General features: G+C 71.6%; 15 protein-coding genes and 1 riboswitch. Of the genes, 11 read left to right on the top strand and 4 right to left on the bottom strand.

Going from position 1 to position 21,404, the window contains the following annotated elements:
- The first annotated feature begins 76 nt into the window (after positions 1-76).
- The 6 genes from ACIQPR_RS25400 to ACIQPR_RS25375 are packed head-to-tail and all read left to right on the top strand — an operon-like array spanning position 77 to position 8,743.
- The gene (locus ACIQPR_RS25400) at positions 77-1,501 is read left to right on the top strand and encodes a nitroreductase family protein (RefSeq protein ID WP_403652254.1); all 1,425 of its coding nucleotides are present in this window, start codon (positions 77-79) and stop codon (positions 1,499-1,501) included.
- Positions 1,502-1,514: 13 nt separating this feature from the next.
- Positions 1,515-3,371 (top strand): TOMM precursor leader peptide-binding protein, encoded by a 1,857-nt coding sequence (locus ACIQPR_RS25395; protein ID WP_403652251.1) that lies wholly within the window; start codon positions 1,515-1,517, stop codon positions 3,369-3,371.
- Positions 3,368-5,797: a lantibiotic dehydratase gene (locus tag ACIQPR_RS25390; protein ID WP_403652248.1), complete on the top strand. Its 2,430-nt coding sequence runs from the start codon at positions 3,368-3,370 to the stop codon at positions 5,795-5,797. The genes ACIQPR_RS25395 and ACIQPR_RS25390 overlap by 4 nt, the downstream gene beginning before the upstream one ends.
- Positions 5,794-6,900: a thiopeptide maturation pyridine synthase gene (locus ACIQPR_RS25385; RefSeq protein ID WP_403652245.1), complete on the top strand. Its 1,107-nt coding sequence runs from the start codon at positions 5,794-5,796 to the stop codon at positions 6,898-6,900. The genes ACIQPR_RS25390 and ACIQPR_RS25385 overlap by 4 nt, the downstream gene beginning before the upstream one ends.
- A 14-nt stretch (positions 6,901-6,914) precedes the next feature.
- Positions 6,915-7,898: an ABC transporter ATP-binding protein gene (locus tag ACIQPR_RS25380; protein WP_403652242.1), complete on the top strand. Its 984-nt coding sequence runs from the start codon at positions 6,915-6,917 to the stop codon at positions 7,896-7,898.
- Positions 7,895-8,743, top strand: coding sequence for an ABC transporter permease (locus ACIQPR_RS25375; RefSeq protein ID WP_403652240.1), 849 nt, complete (start codon positions 7,895-7,897; stop codon positions 8,741-8,743). The genes ACIQPR_RS25380 and ACIQPR_RS25375 overlap by 4 nt, the downstream gene beginning before the upstream one ends.
- 33 nt (positions 8,744-8,776) lie before the next feature.
- Here the strand turns inward: ACIQPR_RS25375 and ACIQPR_RS25370 are convergent, their stop codons facing one another.
- Complete coding sequence (locus tag ACIQPR_RS25370) at positions 8,777-11,353, bottom strand: AAA family ATPase (protein ID WP_403652237.1); 2,577 nt, start codon at positions 11,351-11,353, stop codon at positions 8,777-8,779.
- 270 nt (positions 11,354-11,623) lie between these two features.
- On the opposite strand from ACIQPR_RS25370, the gene ACIQPR_RS25365 reads away from it, so the two are divergent.
- Genes ACIQPR_RS25365 through ACIQPR_RS25350 form a run of 4 tightly spaced genes read left to right on the top strand, consistent with a single transcriptional unit; the run spans position 11,624 to position 15,033 of the window.
- Positions 11,624-12,529, top strand: a complete 906-nt coding sequence (locus ACIQPR_RS25365; protein ID WP_403652235.1) for an ABC transporter ATP-binding protein — start codon at positions 11,624-11,626, stop codon at positions 12,527-12,529.
- 5 nt (positions 12,530-12,534) lie between these two features.
- Positions 12,535-13,272, top strand: a complete 738-nt coding sequence (locus tag ACIQPR_RS25360; protein WP_403652688.1) for an ABC transporter permease — start codon at positions 12,535-12,537, stop codon at positions 13,270-13,272.
- A gap of 34 nt (positions 13,273-13,306) precedes the next feature.
- Positions 13,307-14,434: a sensor histidine kinase gene (locus ACIQPR_RS25355; protein ID WP_403652231.1), complete on the top strand. Its 1,128-nt coding sequence runs from the start codon at positions 13,307-13,309 to the stop codon at positions 14,432-14,434.
- Positions 14,431-15,033: a response regulator gene (locus ACIQPR_RS25350; RefSeq protein ID WP_403652228.1), complete on the top strand. Its 603-nt coding sequence runs from the start codon at positions 14,431-14,433 to the stop codon at positions 15,031-15,033. Before ACIQPR_RS25355 ends, ACIQPR_RS25350 begins: the two co-directional genes overlap by 4 nt.
- Before the next feature lie 70 nt (positions 15,034-15,103).
- On the opposite strand, the gene ACIQPR_RS25345 is transcribed toward ACIQPR_RS25350, so the two are convergent.
- Positions 15,104-17,116, bottom strand: a complete 2,013-nt coding sequence (locus ACIQPR_RS25345) for a radical SAM protein (protein ID WP_403652225.1) — start codon at positions 17,114-17,116, stop codon at positions 15,104-15,106.
- 132 nt (positions 17,117-17,248) lie between these two features.
- Between ACIQPR_RS25345 and ACIQPR_RS25340 the strand changes: the two genes are divergently transcribed.
- Positions 17,249-20,011, top strand: a complete 2,763-nt coding sequence (locus ACIQPR_RS25340; protein WP_403652221.1) for a hypothetical protein — start codon at positions 17,249-17,251, stop codon at positions 20,009-20,011.
- Between the two features lie 95 nt (positions 20,012-20,106).
- On the opposite strand, the gene ACIQPR_RS25335 is transcribed toward ACIQPR_RS25340, so the two are convergent.
- Positions 20,107-20,973: a CbtA family protein gene (locus tag ACIQPR_RS25335; protein WP_403652218.1), complete on the bottom strand. Its 867-nt coding sequence runs from the start codon at positions 20,971-20,973 to the stop codon at positions 20,107-20,109.
- Positions 20,974-21,009: 36 nt separating this feature from the next.
- Positions 21,010-21,225 (bottom strand): CbtB domain-containing protein, encoded by a 216-nt coding sequence (locus ACIQPR_RS25330; RefSeq protein ID WP_403652215.1) that lies wholly within the window; start codon positions 21,223-21,225, stop codon positions 21,010-21,012.
- 57 nt (positions 21,226-21,282) lie between these two features.
- A riboswitch (cobalamin riboswitch) is annotated at positions 21,283-21,356 on the bottom strand.
- Between the last annotated feature and the right edge of the window lie 48 nt (positions 21,357-21,404).

The raw sequence follows: 21,404 nt of genomic DNA, 5'->3' as shown, positions 1-21,404 counted from the left end.
CCGCATGACTCAGACGAGCCCAACGAGCCGGGCGAGCCAACCGAGTTGGACGAGTGGGACGAGTGGGACGAGGTCCATGGGCCCCACGAGCAGTGAGCCGACCCGCTATCACGAGGACGTGCACACCCCGTCCGAGGTCGCGAACCCGGGGTCGTACCCGCCCCGCGTGGTCAAGAGCTACCCGGGGGCGCCCCGGCACCCGCTGCCGTGGCCGCCGGAGCGGTCCGCGCACCGGCTCGGCAGGGTCCTGGCCGACCTCGGTGGCATCACCCGGTCGCAGTGGCTGACCCCGCTGGACCTGCTGCCCTTCACCGACAGCTTCGAGGCCATCCCCGACGCCGATCCCTTGCAGTGGCTGGTGACCCGGCGTCCGACACCGTCGGGCGGCGCCCGCTACAGCGCCGAGTGGTACGTGATCGCCGGTCCCGACTCCGAAGTGCCCACCGGCGTCCACTACTACGACCCGGCCCGGCACGACCTCGTGCGGCTGCGGGAGGGCGACTACCGGAGTTGGGTGGCGTCCCGGCCCGCCGCCACGGTCCTCGTGCAGACCAACGTGTTCTGGCGGCTGGCCGCCAAGTACGGCGAGATGCACTACCGGCTCGCCTGCCTGGAGGCCGGCATCCAGGTGGCGCAGGCCCTGGTGGTGGCGGGCGAGGAGGACGCCACGGCCCGGCTGTGCTTCCCCGACGCCGATGTCACCGAGGTGCTGGGGCTCGACCCGAGGGCGGAGGGGGCGCACGCGGTCGTCGAACTGCTCCCGCCGGTGCCCGCCGGGTACGGCGGCCCGTCGCTGGCCGCGTTCCCGCGCGCGTACGGCGCCCACTCGGCGGTTCTCGCGCAGAGCCGCCCCGACGCGGAACCGCTGCCGACCGCGCCGCCCGGGGACGGGAAGCGGATCGCCCTGCCGCACGCGGCACCTGATCTGACGGCGGGCGCCCGGACGCGGCACGCGACGCTGCGCGGGTTCAACGGCGAGACCATGTCGGCCGGTTCGCTGGCCACGATCCTCACGGCCTACGGGCAGCAGGCCCGTTGGGACCTGCCGGCGAACCTGGTCGAGTTCTACTGCGTCGTCGCCGATGTGACCGGCGTCCCGGCCGGTGCCTACCGCTACCACCCCGACGCCCACGAACTGGAGCTGGTGGGCGAGGGCGATCCCCGGCAGCGGCTGCGCGAGGCGGCGCTGGCCGCGCTGACCCAGCAGGGCGCCCGCACGGCGAACGTGTGGCTGCTGCCCGTGGGCGACGCCGAGGCGGCCGAGGAGCGGTTCGGTGCCCGCTGGTACCGGGTGCAGCAGGCCGCCGCCGGTGCCGCGCTGCACCGGGCCTGTCTCGCCGGCGCGGCCGTGGACGTGGCGAGCCGGATCCAGAACGACGTGCTCACGCATCTGCTGGACACCTGGTTCGGCCTGGAGGGTCGCCGGCGCAGCCTGCTCGTGGCGCAGTTCGGCACGGAGCACCCCGGCGGGCTACGCCCCGAGTTCCGGCTGACCTGGTGAGGGGGATCCGCGCGTGAGCGAGACGGTGCTCGGTGCCGGCCTGCTGGCCGCCGCCGTCGCCCGCCGGCCGCCGTCGGCGCTGGTGGTGGCGCACGACGGCTGGGACACGGGCGGCTGGGCCGAGGCGCACGAACGGGGCGAGGACTGGGTGCCGGTGTGGACCGAACTCGACCGGGTCGTGATCGGGCCGCTGGTGCGGCCCGGTGAGCGCGGCTGCGTCTGGTGCGTGCAGCGATGGCGGTCCGGCGCGCCCGAACGCGACCGGTGGACAAGCGAGTTGCGCGAGGACGAGCGGATAGCGGCCCGGCCCTCGGACTGGCTGTCCGCGTTCGCGGCCGAGACCGTGCGCGAGGTGCTGCACTCGGGCATCGCGCGGGACCGCTGCTGGTACGTCGGCCTGCGCGACCTGTCCCTGACCCGGCACACGTTCCTCCCGGACCCGCTGTGCCCGGTCTGCGGCACGCTGCCCGACGACACCGCGGCCCGCGCCGAGATCTCCCCGCTCCCCCGGCCCAAGCCCTCGGTGCGCTCCGCCCGGGTCGGTGAACTCTCCGAGGCGCTGCTGACCGAGCGCTACGTGGACGCCGAGACCGGTGTCGTCGCTCCGCCCAAGGGCCTGCGGGACTCGCTGCTCCCGCTGGCCGAGGCGGTCCTCACCGAGTACGGCTATCGCGGCGAGGCCGGCTTCGGCCGCGCCCGCGACTTCGCCTCGTGCCGCACCACCGCGGTCGCCGAGGCGCTGGAACGGCTCGGCGGCCAGTGGCCCTGGGGCAAGCGCACCACCGTGCGCGGGAGTTACGCCGAACTCGCCGCGGACGCCCTCGACCCGCGCTCGCTGGGCCTGTTCCCCGCCGAGCGCTATCGGGAGCCGGACTGCCCCTACCAGCCGTTCACCGAGGACGTGGTGGTGTCGTGGGTGTGGGCGTACTCGTTCCGCCGGGCCCGGCCGGTGCTCGTCCCCCAGACGTACGCGTACTACCGGACGGCCTGGCAGCCGACGGCCGGGGCCGCGCCGGACAAGCCCTTCACCTTCGAGATCTCCAACGGCTGCGCGCTCGGCGGCTGCGTCGAGGAGGCGATCCTGCACGGGATCCTGGAGGTCGTCGAACGCGACGCGTTCCTGATGACCTGGTACGCCAGGATGCCCGTCCCGGAGGTCGACCTGTCCCGGGCGCCCGACCCGCGCATCGGGCTCGTCGTCGAACGCATGGAGCGCACCGGATACCGGCTGCGCGTCTTCGACACGACGCTGACCGAGGCGATCCCCGCGTTCTGGGTGCTGGCGCAGGACACCACCGGCGACGACACCCGGCCGAGAGTCGTCTGCACCAGCGGATCGGCGCTGGACCCGGCCGCCGCCGTACTCACCGCGCTCGGCGAACTGGCGCCGATCGTCGAGCAGGAGACCCGCAGATACCCCGCCGAGGCCGAGCGGGCCCGGCGGATGGCCGCCGACCCCGACCTGGTGCGGGTCATGACCGACCACTCGCTGTGCAACGCCACCCCGGAGGCGTTCGAGCGCTTCTCCTTCCTGCTGTCCGGCGACCGCCGGACCGGCTGGGAGCGGCTGGGCAGGCGGCCCTGGCCCGGCCACGCCGACCTGCGGGACGATCTGACCGAGGCCGTCGACCGGATGCTGGCGGGTGGCATGGACGTCGTGGTCGTCGACCAGACCTCGCCGCTGCACGAGGCCGCGGGCCTGTCGTGTGTGAAGGTCATCGCGCCGGGTGCCCTGTCCATGACCTTCGGGCAGCAGAACCGGCGCACCACGGGACTCCCCCGGCTGCGCGAGGTGCCCCACCGGCTCGGCCTCGCGTCCCGGCCGCTGACCGACGCCGACCTCAACCCGCACCCCCACCCCTTCCCATGAGCGGCCACGCCACCACCTTCGGGGTACGGGTCGCGGCCCTGCCCGCGACCGTGCCCGAGCTGCTCGTCGACGGGCGGCTGCGGCACGCGCTGCTCTCGGCGTCCCGCACGGCGGCCGGGCTGACGGCCGAGGCCGCCGCGCTGTCCGATCGCTGCCACACCGTGATCGGCGCGCCGCACGCCACCGCGGCCAAACCGAAACTGGTCGCGCTGCGGCGGACCGTGCACCGGTTGCGCGCGCCGGAGCGGCTGCTCGCCGAGCCTGCGGTCGCCGCCGCCCTCGGCACCGAACTCGCCGCGGACATCGCCGAGTTCGGCCGCGGGCTGGCCGAGTACCGGGCAGCACGCGCGGAGTTGCCGGCCGTTCTCGCCGAGGCGGACCGCGCCGTCCACGCCAGGCTGCGCGAACTCGCCGCGGACGCCCGGTTCGACCAGGGCCTCGCGCACGCCAGCCCCACCCTGCGCGAGGTGCTGCGGCGCGGGCCCGGCCGGCCGGAGCTGATCCGGCTCGCCGTCTATGCCACCCGAGCGGCCCTCAAGACCAGCCCGTTCAGCACGTTCACCGCGAGCGGCCTCGGCCGGTTCGTCGCGGACGGGCCGGCCCTGCGCTGGACCGCGACCGAGCCGCCGCGCTCGATCGTCGAGCTGGACCTGTCGGCGCTCACACCGCTGACGGACGGGCTCGACGGGGCGACGGTCCGGATCAATCCGAGCGCCCGGCTGCTGGCCGACACCGTCCAGTTCCTCGGCCCCCCGCCGACCGAGGAACTCCTCACCCTGCCACTGACCCCGCCGCTACGGCACTGCCTGCGCGCCGCCACCGCCCGGCCGACGCTCGCCGAACTCACCGCCGGCCTCCCCGCGCCGTCCGAGAAGGCGGCCGGCTATCTGCGCTCCCTGGTGACGAGCGGCCTGCTCCAGCTCCGACCGGACTTCGACGAGCACTGCGTGGATCCGCTCAGGCGCCTCGCCGACCGGCTCCCCGAACTCGCCCCGCTCCGTGCGGCACTGCACGCATACGCGGACGCGAACGGCACCCAGCGGATCGCGCTCGGCTCGGCACTGGGCGAGCGGCTCACGGCGCTCGGCATCGACGGCAGGCTACGGGACGTCGTCACCGAACAGTCCGTCATCCCCGGGGTCGTGGTCGAAGCGGGCCTGCCGTCCTGGCGAGACGCCCTGGACGACCTCACCGTCGCCTGCCGACTGCTCGCCGTCTTCGACTGCACCCTGCCCTTCAGACTCGCCGTCGCCGCCTTCCTCCGGGAACACTTCGGCCCCGAACTCCCGGTGCCGTTCGACCGGTTCTACGCCGCACTCGTGCGCGAGGGCCACGAGGCCATGCGGCTGCACCCCGCCGCCCTCGCCTTCGACATGACGAACTCGACCCGGGCCCTCTCCGCGAGTCCCGTCCCGGAAGTACGGGAACTGGTCGCGCTGATCGCCGACATCCGCGCCGCGCTGCCCGACCGGCGGCGGATCGAGAAGGTGCTGGACACGGCACCGCCCTGGGTGCGCCGGCCCGGCTCGGTCGCCGTGTACGCCCAGCACGACGGCGACCGGCTGATCGTCAACGCGGTCAACTCCGGCTTCGGCCGGGGCCGTTCACAGGTCCGCCGGCTGCTGGCCCACATCACGGACGATCCGCTCCCGGTCGACACGGCGTACCCGGACACCCCGACGTACGCGGAGTTCCCGCAGACCCTCGCCACCTCGCTCAACCAACGCGAACTGGCCCTGCCGGACCGGCTCGACCACCCGCCGCCCGCCCGGCTGACGGTCGGTGTGGGCGAGGACGGGCTGCCCGCCCTGTACGACGGCGGGTCGGTGATCCGGCCCGTGCACGGCGGACTGTCCTTCGAGCGGCAGTTGCCCCCGGTCATGGCGCTGCTGGTCGAGACGTTCGGCGAGAGCCCGATCCTGCTGCGGCCCGACCAGCCGCTGCAACACGACGCGGGCGCCGGCATCGGGGCGGGCCGGGTGCTGCACGCGCCCCGGCTCACCATCGGGCAGGTGGTGCTCCGCCGCGCCACCTGGGTCGCCCAGGCGGGAACACTGCCTCGGCGCGCGGCCGGTCACGGCGACGCGGACTTCCTGTTCACGCTGACGTCCTGGCTGGCCGAGCACGGCATCCCGCCCCGGTTCTTCGTGTCGGTGCTGCGCCCACGCGACGTCGCAGCCGGTGCCCTCGCGGGCGACCGCACCCGCAAGCCGATGTTCGTGGACATCGGCTCGCCACCTCTCGTCCGGGCCTTCGAGCGACTGGCCGGTGACCCGGCCGGCGCGGCGGTGTTCCAGGAGGTCGTGCCACAGCCGGAGACGGCGATCCTCGACCACCGGGGCGCACCGCGCGTGACCGAGTACGTGATCGAGCTCAACTGCCAGAAATCCCAAGGGTGTCAGGAACGTCGGGGAGAAGAGACATGACGGATTCCTCGTGGTACAGCGTGAACGTCTTCCACCACGACAGCGACCGCACCGACCTGCTGCTCGACGCCGTACGGCCGTTCCTCACGACAGTGGCACCAGCCGTGTCCCGGGTGTACTTCCAGCCGCACTGGCGGCGCGGCCCGCACGTGCGCGTCCCGGTCCGGGCCGACGCCGAGGTCTTCGACGGTGTCGTCCGGCCCGCCGTCGCCGACGTGCTGGAGGAGTATCTGCGGGAGCATCCGTCCACCGTGGTCCTGGACGAACAGGCATCGTACGCGGCGCACTTGCGGCTCGCCGAGCAGGAACGCGAACGTGGACCGCTGGCCCCCTGGGCACCGAACAACACCGTCGAACTCGAAGCCCACGACCAGCGGCTGCACGTGCTCGGCGGACCGCGCGCGGCGGATCTGCTCGCCGACTACTACGTGGACACCAACGACATCGTCTTCGACATCCTCGACTGGATCCGCGGCGGCGGTTCGAAGATGGCGCTCGCGGTCGACCTGCTCATCGGGGCGGCGCACCGCTTCCTGCCGCCGGTGACGTACGGCTATCTGTCCTTCCGCGGGCACGCCGACGCCTTCATGGCGAAGCAGCCCGACGGCGTACGGGACCGCTTCGACCGGGTCTACGAGGGCAACGCCGAGCGGTTCCGGCGGCGGGTCGTGGAGATCACCACCGCGGCCGACCCCCTCGCGGTGATCCGGTTCGGCGGCCTCCTCGACACCCTGCGCGGCTATCGCGACCAGGCCAACGGGCTGATCCGAGCAGGTGAGTTGGCGCTCAACACCGATGAGCACGGCGCGCCGGAGGAGTGGGGGTCGACCTGGAGCGCGTGGTCGGACCGGAGCCCGTTCCACCGGGTGCTCGGCGGGCACCGGGCGGCGGCCGACCAGCTCGGCGAGTGGAACACCTTCCAGCAGTACCGGGTGGTCCTCAACTGGCTCTACCTCACCATGTACCGGTTCGGCATCGGCGAGTTGGAACGCAACCTCGTCTGCCATGTCGTCTCCCGGGCCGTCGAGGACGTGCACGGGGTGACCGCGATGGACCGGATCCAGGACCTGATCGGCTTCGTCGACAACGGCGGTCGTCTGTAGAAGGGAGAGGACGGATGAGTGACGCGGTCACCGTCAGCGATCTCGTCAAGCGGTACCACCCGCACGCGCCGGCCGCCGTGGACGGACTGAGCTTCACGGTCGGCCGGGGCGAGGTCTTCGGCCTGCTCGGTCCGAACGGGGCGGGCAAGTCCACCACCGTCGGCGTACTGACCACCCGGATGCGGCCGACCTCGGGGCGCTGCCTCCTTTACGGCACGGACGTGGTGGCCAGGCCTGCCACGGCGAAGCGGCTGCTCGCGGTCGTACCGCAGCGGCAGAACCTGGACCGCTCCCTGGACGTGCGGCAGAACCTGCTCTTCCACGCCCGCTACCACGGCGTCGGCCGGGACGAACGGCTGGCCCGCGCGGCGGAGTTGCTCGATCTGATGGGGCTCACCGGGCAGGCCGGGCAACGGGTCGAGCGGCTCTCCGGCGGCCAAGCCCAACGGGTCGTCATCGCGCGGGCGTTGATGCACGCGCCCGAAGTGCTCTTCCTGGACGAGCCGTCGACCGGCCTCGATCCCCAGTCACGGCTGTTCCTGCACGAGCGGATCGGTGAGCTGCGCGAGCGCGGTGTCACCGTGGTCCTGACCACCCACGACATGGAGGAGGCCGAGGGCCTCTGCGACCGGGTCGGCATCGTCGACCACGGCAGGCTCCTCGCGCTGGACACCCCGCGTGCGCTCACCGAGGCGCTGGGCGGTGGCGCCACGATCAGCGCTCAGGCGCGCGGCGCGGACCTGCCGGCCGAGCGGATCGTCACGGCGCTGCGGGAGCTGCCAGGGGTCGGCACCGTCGAGTGCGACCCGGCGCCGGGCGGGACGGCGGTCGACACCGGGCGGCGCTTCCGGCTGCGCACCGACAAGGATCCGGCTGTGCTGCTGCCGGACGTGCTGCGCACGCTCCTGGACCAGAGGGCCGAGCCGGTCGGTCTGTCGATGGCCAGGCCCAGCCTCCAGGACGTCTTCATCAACCTGACCGGAAGGGAGCTGCGGTGACCAATCGGACGAGCACCCCGGCCGAGACCGTCGAGCCGCGACCGACCGTCGACCCGCGACCGCGGGAGCACGTCCGGCCCGTCGCGCGGACCTTCCTGGCGGTGCTGTGGCGCGATGTGTTCACCACGGCGCGACGGCCGGCCTCCTTCCTGGTGCAGGTGATCGTCCAGCCGCTGCTGCTGTTCTTCGTGTTCGGCAAGGTGCTGGGCGAGGCGGGCTACACCCATCACGGCTTCGGCGCGACCCTGCTGCCGGGTGTCATGGCGTTCAACGCGCTGCTCGTCTCCCTCCAGAACACCGCGATGCCGCTGATCATGGACTTCTCGTGGTCCGGCGAGATCGAGGACCGGTTGCTCGCGCCGCTGCCGGGCCCGCTCGTCGCGGTGGCCAAGCTGGTGTTCGGCACGCTGTGCGGGCTGTTCGCGGGGCTGGTCATGGCACCGCTCGGCTTCCTCGTCCTCGGCACCACGGGCTGGCCGCTCACCGCCTGGCCGGGTGTGCTGCTCGTGCTGCTGCTCGGCTCGGCGACCGGCGCCGGCATCGGACTGGCGCTCGGCACGGTCGTGCCGCCGGAACGCATCAGTGTCACGTTCTCCCTGGTGCTCGCCCCGCTGACGTTCACCGGGTCCGTCCAGTACCCGTGGTCGTCCCTCGGCCACCTCCGTTGGTTCCAGGTCATCTCCGCGGCCAACCCGCTGACGTACATCAGCGAGGGTCTGCGGGCCGCGACGCTGCCGCATCTGCGGACGATCCCCCTGTGGACGGACACGCTGGTGCTCCTGTTCGCCCTGACCGTCGCCGCGGCGATCGGCATCAAGGGATTCATGGCGCGGGCGGTCGGATAGGGCCTGCCGCCGCGGCGGCAGGCCCGGCCCTGGTCAGGCGCCCGTCAGTACCCCCCGTTCGTAGGAGGCGACGAGGTCCAGTCTGGAGCGGCAGCCCGTTCTCGCGAACAGTCTGGTGAGGTGGCGCTCCACGCTCTTCTCGCTCAGCCGGATGGCGACGGCGATCTGCCGGTTGGTCATGCCCTGCTTGACCAGTTCGATGATGCGGGCCTCGACCACCGCGCTGGACCGCGCGCTCGTCGTACGGCGCGGCAGAGTCACGCCACGGGTGCGGGCGAGGGACCTGATGTACGTCCGCAGCCTGGTGTCGCCCAGTTCTTCGGCGATCTCGTCGGCCGTGCCGAGCCACGGGCGCGTGTCGTCGGCGAAGCGCGCGGCGATCAGGCACGCGGTGGCGAGTTCGACCCGGTGGCCGCCCGCCCGCAGTGCGGTCGCCGCCGCGCGGGCGGCCGGGAACGAGTCGCGGGTCACGGCGGTCAGCAGGAGTTCGGTGACCCCGGGTCCGGTCGCGTCGGAGCGACCGCACCAGGCTCTGGTCGCCTGCTCGATCTCCACCAGGCCGCCGCCCTCCCCGAAGACCATGGCCAGGAACGCGTACCGGATGATCAACAGGTGCAGTCCCGCCGTGTGGCCGGACTCGGCGGCGCGTACGGCGGCCGTACAGGCGCGCCGGCCGAACGCGAGGGTCGCCGCGAGACGGCCCCTGCGCACCAGCAGGCCCAGTTCGACCCAGCCGCGCAGGGTGGGGAACGCGGCGCGCGGGTCCGGCTCGCCCAACCAGCTCTCGGCGAGGTCGAGTTCGTCCCTGCTCGCGCAGATCTCGGCGGCGAGCAGGCGCGCCAGTTCATGGACGGGCGTGACCGCGGGATAGGTGGCCACCAGGGTGCGGGCTCCGGAGAGGGCGTCGTCCCACCGGCCGGCTCGGTAGTCGTCGACGATGCGGGAGCACAGTGCGAACGGTCCGCCGCTGGGCGTGCCGTACGCCGCTCCGAGGACCGACTCGAACATGCCGATGGGGTCGAACCAGCCGTCCTGACGCGCGGACCGGGTCGTCGGTGGTTCATGTGTACCGCCCAACGGGGCCAGGGCGCGGGCCACTTCTTCGGCTTCCTCGGCCCCGAAGAGCCGTCGGGCGCCGAACCAGCGGTCGACTAGCGACCCGGCCGCGGCCTGGCCGGGTGGCGCGGCTCCGGTGTGGAGCGCGGCCAGACAGGCCGCCGCCGCCAACTCCCCGGAGGCGTCCGTGTTTTCGGCTGCCACCTCGCCCAGCCAGTCGTAGCGGCCGATCCGGATCAGCTCCGCGACGAGGGCGCCGAGGCGGCGGACGCGGGCGGCGGGGGCACGGCGGGCGAGCGCGGAGCGCCGCCAGCGGGCGGCGAGTTGAGGGTTCACCGGCTGTATCCGGTGGGCCGCGCTCTCCAGCAGCGTGACCGCGTCGATGCCGTCGATGTCCGTGCCGCCCGCCGCGGCCAGGTGGTCGGCGAGCCGGAGCAGGACGTGGCCGGGCTGGCCGTCGTGGGACCCGAGGTGGCGGGCGAAGGCCAGGTGGAGTCCGCGCAGCCGGTCCGGGCCGACGGTGTCGATCGCGGTCGCGCCGAGCGCCGGGCAGGCGAGTGTGAGGACGCCGTCCGGTGTGCAGCGCAGCGCGCCGGCCGCGGTGAGTTCGTCGACCGCTCGTCCGCAGGCGCCCAGTTCGACGTCGACGGCGGCGGCGAAGACCACGAGGTCGTCCATGCCGAACCACTCGGAGTCCGCGATCAACGCGAGCAGCCGTAGATCGAACTCGTGGGTGCGGGCGCCGAGTCGCACTATCCAGTGGTCGGGCGGGAGGGCCGGTGGGGTGTCCGGATCGGCCAGGACCAGGGCGCCGCCGACGTGGGTCAGGCGGCCCTGGCCCAGCAGCCGGTCGCACAACGCCAGTACCGCGCCCGGGTTTCCGGCCAGCGAGCCGAGCGCCGTCCGGATCGCCGGTGCCACCGCCGGGTCGGTCCGCTGCCGGGTCGCCGCGGCGATCAGTTCACCGACGTGCTGGTCGGCCAGCGGCCCGAGTTCGACGACATGGCCGGCCACCTCGCCGAAGACGGTCAGTTCCAGCGCCACGGACTCGTCGTCGCAGGCGACGACCACGTCGCAGCCGGCCCGCAGCGCGGCGGACGCGGCGGTGACGACCGTGGCCGGGTCCGCGTCGACGTCGTCGAACAGCACGACCGCGTCGGCTCCGCCGTGGAAGGCGCCGAACAGGCGCTGAAGCTGGTGCAACAGCCTGCCGCGCGCGGCAGGCGCAGCGTAATTCGCGGGTGTGCACAGGTGGTTGACCGTGGTCAACGCGCCCGCCAGCCGCGGGCCGCCGATGTCGGCGAACCCGGCGCGCAGTGCCCGCACCACGTCCTGGACCCCGAACAGGTCCCACTGCTCCTCCCCCGCCGAGGTCACTTCCACGGTGAGGGTCCTGACGCCGCGGTCCCGGCACCGGGCCGCCACCCCGTCGAGCAGCGCGGACTTCCCCGCCCCCCGCGGCCCCCGCACCACGATGGGCACCCGCCTGCCCAAGTGGCCCTCGATCGCCCTGAGTTCCCTCTGTCTGCCAATCAACTCGTGTCGGCCGGTCAAGCCGCGCTCCCGAGACAACGCCCCTCCTCATCGCGGACGGTCACTCCACGGAACCCTCACGGCCTCCGTTCCCCTTCCACTCCCACATGAGGGCACGACCGGTCGGCCGGTTCGGTCGAACGCGCGGTCGCTCGGCAAAAATCTGTCAATGCCCTGTGGATATGCCTAGGGGGCGGTCGCAGGTCGGCGAAGGAGTTGACATTTGTCATCCCGAGCCGGTGACGGGACATCACTAACGCTCGACAGCCCCCGGGCGGGAGCCTGATGACCATGGGAACCACACAGGCGGTGCTGACGGCCCAAGGGCTGCGCTACCGGTACGGGGAGACGGTCGCACTGGACGGGGTCGACCTGCGGGTCGAGCCGGGAGAGTGCGTCGCGCTGCTCGGACCGAACGGCGCCGGGAAGTCGACCCTGGTGGCCATCGCGGTCGGGCTGCTCGTGCCGCAGCACGGCACCGTACGCATCCTCGGCGGTGATCCCCGGCGGGCGGCGACGCGGCGGCAGTTGGGCGTGGCGCAGCAGACGCTCGGCTTCCCCAACACCCTGACCGTGCGCGAGCTGGTGACCGGTGCCGCCGTGCGCGGTGGGCTGCGGGCCGCGGCGGCCGACCCGATCCTGGCGGAACTCGGGCTGACCGACCTGGCGCCCAGACGCGTGTCGAAGCTCTCCGGCGGTCAGAAGCAGCGGGTGCAGCTCGCGATGGCGCTGGTCACCGAGCCGACCCTGCTGGTGCTCGACGAGCCGACGGTCGGTCTGGACACGCTGGCCCGACGGCACTTCTGGCAGATCCTGGCGCACCGCCGCGCCCAGGGCGCCGCCGTACTGGTGACCACCCATCTGATCGAGGAGTCGGCCGCCGTCGCCGACCGGGTGGTCGTGCTCGACCGCGGCCGGATCCTGGCGGACGCCCCGCCGCAGGAGCTGGTGTCACGGCTGCCGGACCGCACGGTCACCGCGCGGACCGGCCTGGCACAGGCCGAACTGGAGCGGCTGCCGGGCGTGTTGTCGGTCACGCGCGAGCACGACCTGGTGAAGATCCAGACCCGCTCGCCCGAGGACCTGCTGCGGGTGCTGCTCGACCGGGACCCGGCACTGTCCGAGCTGCGGGTGCAGGACGCGGGCCTGGAGGAGGCCGTGGTCGCGCTGACCGACGACGAGGAGATCGCGGCGTGAACGGGATGATGCGACGCATCTTCGGGGTCGAACTGCGGGACGAACTGCGGGCGATCGTACGGGAGCCCACCTCGCTGTTCTTCGGCATCCTGATGCCGGTCGGCTTCTTCGTGCTGTTCAACATGCTGTACGGCAAGGACACCACTCAGGGGCTCTCGGCCGGTACGGCGATGGTGGCCACGTTCGGCACCTATGGAGTGATCACCGTGGCCGCGATCCAGCCGGGCATCGGGGTCGCCCAGGACCGGGACCTGGGCTGGCTGCGCATGAAGCGGGTGTCCGCCGTACCGATCGGCATCAGCCTGGCCGCGAAGGCGACGGCCGCCCTCCTGTACGGCGTCGGGGTGCTGGTGCTCATGGGCGTGGCCGCCGCCGCGTTCGGCACCCTGCACGCCTCGCCGTGGGAGCTGGTGCGGGTGGTGCTGGTACTGCTGCTGGGCAGCGTCCCGTTCACCCTGCTCAGTGTGGCGGTCGGGTTCCGGTTCCGTACGGGCGCGGCCATCGCGCTGCTGAACGCGGTGCTGTTCCCGCTGGCGATGCTGTCCGGGCTGTGGATCCCGATCCAGTTCCTGCCCTCGGTCGTGAGGAAGATCGCGAAGTTCCTGCCCACCTACCACCTCGCGCAGCTCGGGCTCGCGCAACTCGGCCACGGCACCACGATGATCCATGTCCTCGCCCTGCTGCTCACCACGGTCGCGGCGGCCGGCGTCGCGGCGATGTCCTATCGCCACGCACGGATCTGAAGGAGCCGCCGCCGACATGGGTAGCGTCCCGAGCATGAGTCCAGACGTGGGTACCGCCGACGATTCCGCTCCCGGGTCCGTGGCCGAGCGGCTGCGCACCTGGGAGTGGGTGCACCTCGGCTATCTGCTGTTCGTGCTGGCGCAGCCGTACTTCACGCCGGACCGGGACTGGTGGGAATGGCCGCTGGCGATCTCGGTGTGCGCGGTCACGGTCGTCCTGTACGCGCTGGCCCTGCTGCGGGGCCGGACCCGGCGGCAGATCTGGACGTCGATCGTGCCGATGGCGGTGCTCGGCGCGCTGGCCACCCCCTTCAACACCAACGCGAGTGTCCTGTTCATCTACGCGGCGGCAGCCGCGGCCAACACGCTGTCCCGGCATGTGGCGCGGCTGTGGTTCGTCGGACTGACCGCGCTGGACGGCGTGACGGTTCTGGTGTCCCGGGTGCCGATGCCCTACCGGCTGTGGGGATTCGTGCCGCCCCTGGCGCTGATCTGGATCATCGGGCTGCTCGAACTCAGACAGCGCGACCGCCTTGAGGAACAGGAGAACGAACGCCTGCGCAGCTCGCAGGTGGAACTCCTCGCGACCATCGCGGAACGCGAGCGGATCGCGCGTGATCTGCACGACCTGCTCGGGCACTCGCTGACCGCGGTCGTGATGCGGGCGCAGCTGACCAAGGAACTGGTGCTGGCCGACCCGAAGCGGGCGTGCGCCGAGGCCGAGGAGATCGAGCGCAACGCGCGGGAGGCGCTGGCCGCGGTGCGCAGTACGGTCACGGGCTGGCGGCGGACCAATGTGCGCGCCGAGTTGGAGGCGGCGCGACGCGCGCTGGCCGGGTCGGGTGTGACACTGCGGGTGGCCTACGACGACAAGCTGATGCTGGTGGCCGGCGCCGACCACGAGTTGGGGCTCGCGTTGCGGGAGGCGGTGACGAACGTGGCCCGGCACGCGCGGGCCGGCGTCTGTCACATCGGACTGGACGCGGACGAGGAACGGGTGCGCCTGGTGATAGCGGACGACGGGATCGGCGGCGACGCCCCGGAGGGCACGGGACTGTCCGGGCTGCGCGAGCGGGTGGCGAAGCTCGGCGGCGCGGTGCAGCGCACCGGCTCGGCCGGTACGACGCTGACCATCACGGTGCCGATCGAGGTGGCCGCGTGATCCGGGTGGTGCTGGCCGAGGACCAGGGCATGGTGCTGGGCGCGTTCGCGTCCCTGCTGGATCTTCAGACGGACATCAGCGTGGTGGCGACCGCGACCAACGGCGACGACGCGCTGGCCGCGGTCCGCGAGCACCGGCCGGACGTGCTGGTGACCGACATCGAGATGCCCGGCCGCACCGGTCTCGAACTGGCCGCGGAACTCAATCAACTGGGCGATCCCACACGGGTGTTGATCGTGACGACGTTCGCGCGGAGCGGTTATCTGCGGCGGGCCGTCGACGCGGAGGTCGCCGGGTACGTGCTCAAGGACTCGCCGATCGGTGAACTGGCGGCGGCCCTGCGCCGGGTGCACGCAGGTGAGCGGGTGGTCGCGCCGGAACTGGCGATGGCCGCGTGGGACGCTGCCGATCCGCTGTCCGACCGGGAACGCGAACTGCTGCGGGCGGTGGCGGGCGGGGCGAGCAACGCGGAGATCGCGCGCCGGATGTTCCTGGCCGAGGGCACCGTACGCAACTACCTGTCCACCGCGATGGCCAAACTCGGCGCCCGCAACCGGACCGAAGCGGCCAGAACGGCACAGAACCGCGGCTGGCTCTAGAGCCCTGTCACGAAAACCGACCTGGGACCTGACCGGCCGCGCCGGACGGGTCCCAGGTCGGGCCGCTTCGTCAGCCGGCCAGGGCCGGGACCCGGCCGGGCGGCGTGAACCGTGTGTCGTGCAGGGCGAACAGCAGGTCGTGCAGGGGGCGGCCGGTGCCGTGCCAGATCGACAGCGCGTACACACTGATCGGGTAGTGCACCCAGCGCGGCGGCGCCCAGACCGTGCCGCGCACGGTGTTGCCCATGCCTCGCGTGTCGAGACTCGACGGTACGTCGCCGGCCTCGACCAGCAGCTTCCAGCTCTGCGCCGGAACCGCGAACTCCGCCTCCACGAGTTCGCCGCGCAGACTCGCGCGCAGGATCGTGGTCGCCGCGATGTCCAGCGACAGCGCGCCGTCCACCAGCACACGGTCGACGTCGAATCCGGACCCGGCCAGCCAGTCGCACAGGTGGTCGACCGCCGCGTTGAGCAGCTGCGCCGTGCCGGACTCGGTGGCGACGGCCCGGCAGAGCAGCGCCTGGAAGTGCACTTCCTCGGGGACGACGATCTGGTCGCCGATGACCGTTTTCAGCAGCGGCATGTCCACGGCCGCCGGGTCGTGATAGGCGACGGCGATGTTGCGGGCGACGGCGCGCAGGAACGGATCGGGGCACTCGTCGAGCAGGAACTCCCGCAGCCGTGCGCACAGTTCGACCATGCGCACACCCGTCGTGGCGTGCATGACGCGCAGTGCGCAGCGCAGCAGAATCTTCTGGAACAGTGTCATGGTCACCCGGAACTCCATGCCGTCGACCCATTCCTCGGGGGTCATGGCCTCGTGGGCCACCACGACGTCGGCGATGAGCTCGGGGTTGGTGATGTCACCGGGCATCCAGCGGGTCCTGAGCGCGTGTTCGTCCTTGAAGGACTCCCGCGAGTACTCGGTGTTGTTGAGCAGGAGCAGCGGATAGATCACCGGTGAGCCGCCGGCGCTCAGCACCTCTTCGATCCCGTTGAGGTACGAGTCGTAGGTCTCGCCCGGGAGACCCCAGATCAGGTCGGTGTAGGTGGGCACGTCGAGTTCACGGAACCGGGTCAGCAGCCGGCGGTAGTGGTCGGTGCGGATGTTGGAGCGGTTGGCGATCTTCAGCACTTCCGTGTCGAAGGACTGCGCGGAGAGCGTGATCGCACCGGTGAGGTCGGCGGTGTGCAGCATGCTCGCGATTTCCACGATGCGTTCATTGCTGTTCTTCGCCCAGTTGGTGCTGATGATCAGCCGCTTGTCGTAGCGCTTGCTGAGTTCGACGATGCGTTCGGCGATCTGCCGGTCGCGGGCGAGGATGCCGAAATTGGCGTCGGCGATGAAAAGCGTCGCGTCCGTGGGCATCAGCCGGATCAACCGGTCGAGCTCGGCGTAGATCCGGTCGAGCTCGAACTGGCGCACCTTGGAGTTGGTCGCGCCACCCCAATAGCAGAACGCGCACCGGTACGGGCAGCCCCGGTTGGTCTCGTAGACGATCATGGAGGATCCGGTGATTTCCTCGTCGGAATACACCGGGGTGAGGATCGGCGAGACGATCTGTTCGAGGTCGGTTATGCGATCCGCGTCGGGATTGGTGACGACAGTGCCGTCGGCCCAATAGCTGATTCCGGGAATGGAAGCAAGGTCTCCGTCGGCCAGGAAGCAGTGCAACAGGTCACGAAAACGCAGTTCTCCTTCACCGTGCACGAGTACATCGACCCAGGGGGCCTCGGCGAAGAGCGGTTCCTGCTGATGGCTGACGTCGTTGCCGCCGACCACCACGCGGCAGTTCGGCCAGCGTTCCTTCACCTGGCGGGCGAGGTCCAGGGACTGCGCGCGGTTCCAGAAGAACACGGTGAGCGCGACGACGAACGGCTCGTCCCACGAGTCGAGCAACTCCGCCGTCGCCCGCTCGCCGCCGCTCTGTTCCCGCACACTGATCCGGAAATCGCAGGCATTGTCAAGGTCGGCGTCCGCAGTTGAGGTTGCCTTGAGGTATCCGAGGGTCACGCTGTATCGGACACCGTGCATCGCGGTGAACTCGACGAGCTGTACCGGTCTCTTATCGGTGGAGATCATAGCTGCACATCCGTACATAGTCGGGCGCGGTGGCTTTTCCGTACACGAAAATGACTCATTCAGTAGAGCTTGTTGTCCACTCGGTGAGTAAGAATACCTCGTCCCTGATTGTTCGGACGGAGGAGTTGTGCGATGAACATTGAGAAAAGAGAAAGAAGTAGTTCCGATTCATCCGACGCCCCTGGCCGATGTCGTCCTGATGTCGCGCAATTCCGTACGGACCGTGACCAACTGGTACGCGGGGTCGTCGACGCCGTCGCCGATCCCGCCGGGCCGAGAGCCGTACTGATCCTCGGCACCGGCGGCACCGGACTGAGCACCGTGCTCAGGCAGGTGTGCCGGGAATTCGGCGAGGACCGCACCTGGTTCGTCGCGGCCCGGCCGCGGCAGTCGCACTCCGCGCTCGGCACCGTGCTCAACGACTTCCGCGCACTCCACGGAAGCGGACGGTCCGGTCAGCCGGGCACGCTGCTCGCGATCGACGACGCGCAATGGGTCGACGCGGGCACCCTCAAGCGGCTGATCTCACTGCTCCGCGCCTCGGCCGAGGCCGGTCCGCGCTGTGTGTGCACGGTACGCGTCGACGTGCCCGCCGCGATCCGCCCCCAGCTGATCTCCGAAATGGTCGCCGACCGGCTCGTCGAGGTCGTCTGGCTGAGGCCGCTGGACGACAACGGCCTCGCCGCGCTGATCGGCGAGCGCTCCGGCGCCGAACCCACCCCCGAACTCGTGCGCCACGTGGGCAGATTGACCCGCAACAGACCCAAGGCGGTCGGCATCGCCATCGACGCGCTGACCGCCGCCGACGGTATCCGCGTCGTCGACCTGCGCACCCATCTCGTCCACCCGGACGCCATACCGACGCTCCGGCCGCAGCACCGCCTCCTCCAGGAACTGCGCGGCCTCGGCCCGACGAACTGGTCGGTCGCAAAGGCCGCCGCGGTACTCAACCCGCTCGGCGCCGCCCTGCCGGAACTGATTGCCGAAGCAACCTCGCTGTCGCGCGCCGAGGTCACGGACGCCCTGCGCGTGCTGTGCGCGAACGGATTCCTGAGGCAGGCGCGGGACGGCGGGCGCTGGATCTTCCGGCTGCCCCTGGTGCAGCGGATCCTGATCGGCCAGACCGGTCCCTACGAACGCCGCCGCCTCGCCCAGGTCGCGGTCACAGCGGTCTGGGCGGGCCGCGCCCACTGCGCCGACCCGGACTATCTCGCCGACCAGCAGGCCTGCGCGGGCCGGCTGCTGGACGAGCGCCGGGCCAAGGCCGAACTGCTCGCCCACGCACGCGCGTCGAGCCGCCCGGACCACCGCCGCGCCACCACTTCCCGCTCGGCTCCGGGCACGGGAACGGGAACGGGATCAGGAACCGGCTCGGGCTCGGGATCGGGATCGGGTGCCAACGCCGGTGTCTGGCTGCGGGTCGCCGCCGAACTGTCCTCGGACGAGACGGAGCGCCTGCGCATCCTCTGGGAATCCGCGCAGTCCTTCGCCGACCGGAACAGGACGGGCGAGGGCCTGGCGACCGTGGAGGCGCTGCTCAACGAGCTGTCGGTGCAACGCGGTTGCACCGATCTCCTCATCGACATCCACCTGGCCCACATCGCGCTGCTGCGCGCCACCGGCGATCACGCCGCGCTCGACCGGCTGGCCCGGGGCGAGACCTGGCCCTGGGCGCCCGATGCGGTGGTGCAGGTCATGACCAGGGCGGGCGCGTCGTTCGCGCTGGGCCGATGGCAGCGGGTCCGCGAGCTTCTCGCCGGGATGCCGCGCCACCGGCACCCGCTCGCGCGTGCCGAGGTGCTCGGCTCCCTGGCCGCGCTGTGGCAGGGCGAGCACCAACGCTTCACGCGCCGGCTGTCCCAGCCGGACCAGCAGGGGTTCCCGTACACCGGGGCCCTGCTCACCCTGGGGGAACTGACCGGGGCGCGACGGATGTTGGCCCGCTCCGGCGGCCGTCCCGAGCAGCTGGCCCTCGCCGACCAGGCCGTACTGGCCGCGCGCCAGGGCGAGTTCACCCGCGCGCTGACGCTCACCCGGCGCTCTCTGGCGCCCGGTGCGGCACCCGGGCCTGACTCCAGCCGGACCGCCATGATCCAGACCGCGGCGCTGATCCTGCTGGCACGCGGTCAGTTGAGAAGGGCGAGCGAGCTGGTCGACCGCGGTCACGGCGGAGGCCGCACCGCGCTGCTCCACCTGCTCGCGGTGCCGCAGGCGCGGGCCGCGCTGGCGCTCGGCGAGCACCCGCAGGCGGAGTACATCCTCGACCAGGCCGTCAAGGACGCCTCGGCCGCGGACACGGTGGCCGGCACGGACGAACTCTGGTTCGCGGCAGCACAGCTCGCCATGACGACCGGGGACCGCGACCGACTCGACCTGTGCCATCGCGAATGCACGGCGGTCGCGAGCAAACTGGGCACGAGCCGCGCGATCGCGCACAGCCTGCTCGTCCGGGCCTGCGTCGACCGCAGGTTCGGCCCCGCCGCCCTGCGCTCCGCGCGCGCACTGGGCCAGCCCTTCGAACTCGCCCTGGCCGTCGAGCACTTGGTGCGCGCCGGCGCGGCGGACCCACAGCTGCTGCGGGAGGCCTACGGCTCGCTCGGCCCGGCCGACGCGCTGCTCGTCCGGGCGCGGCTGCGGACCCTCATGCGCGAGCACTGTGTCGCCGTACCCGACCGCCAGGCCGTCGTGGAGGAGAACGAGCGGCTGCTCGCCGACCTGCTCGCCCAGGGCTTCGGCAACCAGCAGATATCGGTGCTGCTCGGCGTCAGCAGGAGGAGCATCGAGTCCCGGCTGACCAGGCTGTTCTCCCGCTCCGGCTACCGGTCGCGGCTCGAACTGGCCATGGCCATGCTCCACGATCGGCCCGAATCCCCCGTCACGGTCGGCGCGAGCTGAGGCCCTTCGTGAACGGGGGCTTCGTGTACGGGGCTTCGTGAACGGGGCGAGCGCGGTGATCGGGGGCGATCACCGCGCTCGTCATGGGGCGTTGGTCAGGCCGGGACGGGATCCGGCTCCTGTGACGGGCTGTCGACGTCCGGACGCGCGGGCTGGAGGAGGCGTTCGGCGAGCGGGGCGAAGACCAGGCCGAGGGTCGTCCAGAGGAGGAGCTGCGCGGCGACGGAGTAGAAGCGGAAGTTGAAGAGGACGTCGGCCGGGAAGCCCGGGTAGACGATGGTGCCCTTCGAGTCCTTCAGCGGCAGTGGCGTCTCGGTGGCCTGGTTGCCGAAGTTGGCCTTGTTGTACGAGAGATGGCCCAGTTGCGGCAGCAGCAGCATCACGATGCCGATCGCGACGACGAACGCGGCACCCGCGAGGAGGGTGGCGTTCCAGTTCCCGAAGCGGGCCTGGAGCCGCTTGCCGAGGTACACGGCGCCCGCGAGGAAGGCGACCGAGCACACGACCATGATCAGGTACAGGGCGCTGCGCTGCTGGATCGTCTCCTCGTGGCCGATCGCGGGCGGGTTGGCCGGGTACTTCAGGAACGGCACCAGATACATGCCGAGGAAGCCACCGCCGGCGACGAGGAGGGCCAGGTTGCGTGCCCGCAGACCGCCGGTACGGCCGAGGCAGACGGTGTAGGCGACGGCGAACAGCGCGCCCATCGCCATGCCGAAGAAGACCATGCCGACGCCGATGCCCACATTGGCCTGGATGGTGCGGCTGAACAGGTCGGGGCCTGCGGCCTCGACGGGCATGCCCGCGGCCTTGTCCAGCGCGTTCTGGGCGGCGTCACGGCCGCTCTCGTAGTCGATGGCCTTGGCGATCTGCGGTTCGGCGAAGATCCGCGCGAACACGAAGGCGAGCAGGCCTGCGACTGCGCCGGCGAGGACGCCGCGCAGTATGAGCTTCTTTTCCATGTCGAGTTGTCCGAACGTCCAGGTGCCGGCGGAGGGTCAGTGGCAGGGGAAGCCGAGGAAGTGGCGGGCGTCGTGGACGAACTCGTGGATGTGCATGTCGTTGCCGAACACCGACACGGCGCCCTGGTCGACACCGATGAAGTAGTAGACGGCCAGCGCGATCAGCGCGGTGCCGACCAGCCACAGGATCGACTTGGAGATCGGCAGGACAACCGGCGTGGACACCGGACGGGATGTGGAAATGCTGCTCAAGGTGAGCCCTCCTTCGGGATCGTGCGTCCCTTGCGTGTACGGGCGAGTGAGGGTTCAGTGTCTGACTCGCCCACCACCTCGCGGCGGCGGGCTCACAGTGGCGCGACCGTGCTGGAATTCCACCAGCTTCCTTATGCCATCACTACAGGGGGAGCGTACGGCGCGGCTCTCCGGACCGT

It is taken from the genome of Streptomyces sp. NPDC091280, from assembly GCF_044768565.1.
Lineage (GTDB): Bacteria > Actinomycetota > Actinomycetes > Streptomycetales > Streptomycetaceae > Streptomyces.
This window is presented reverse-complemented; position numbering and strand designations above follow the sequence as displayed.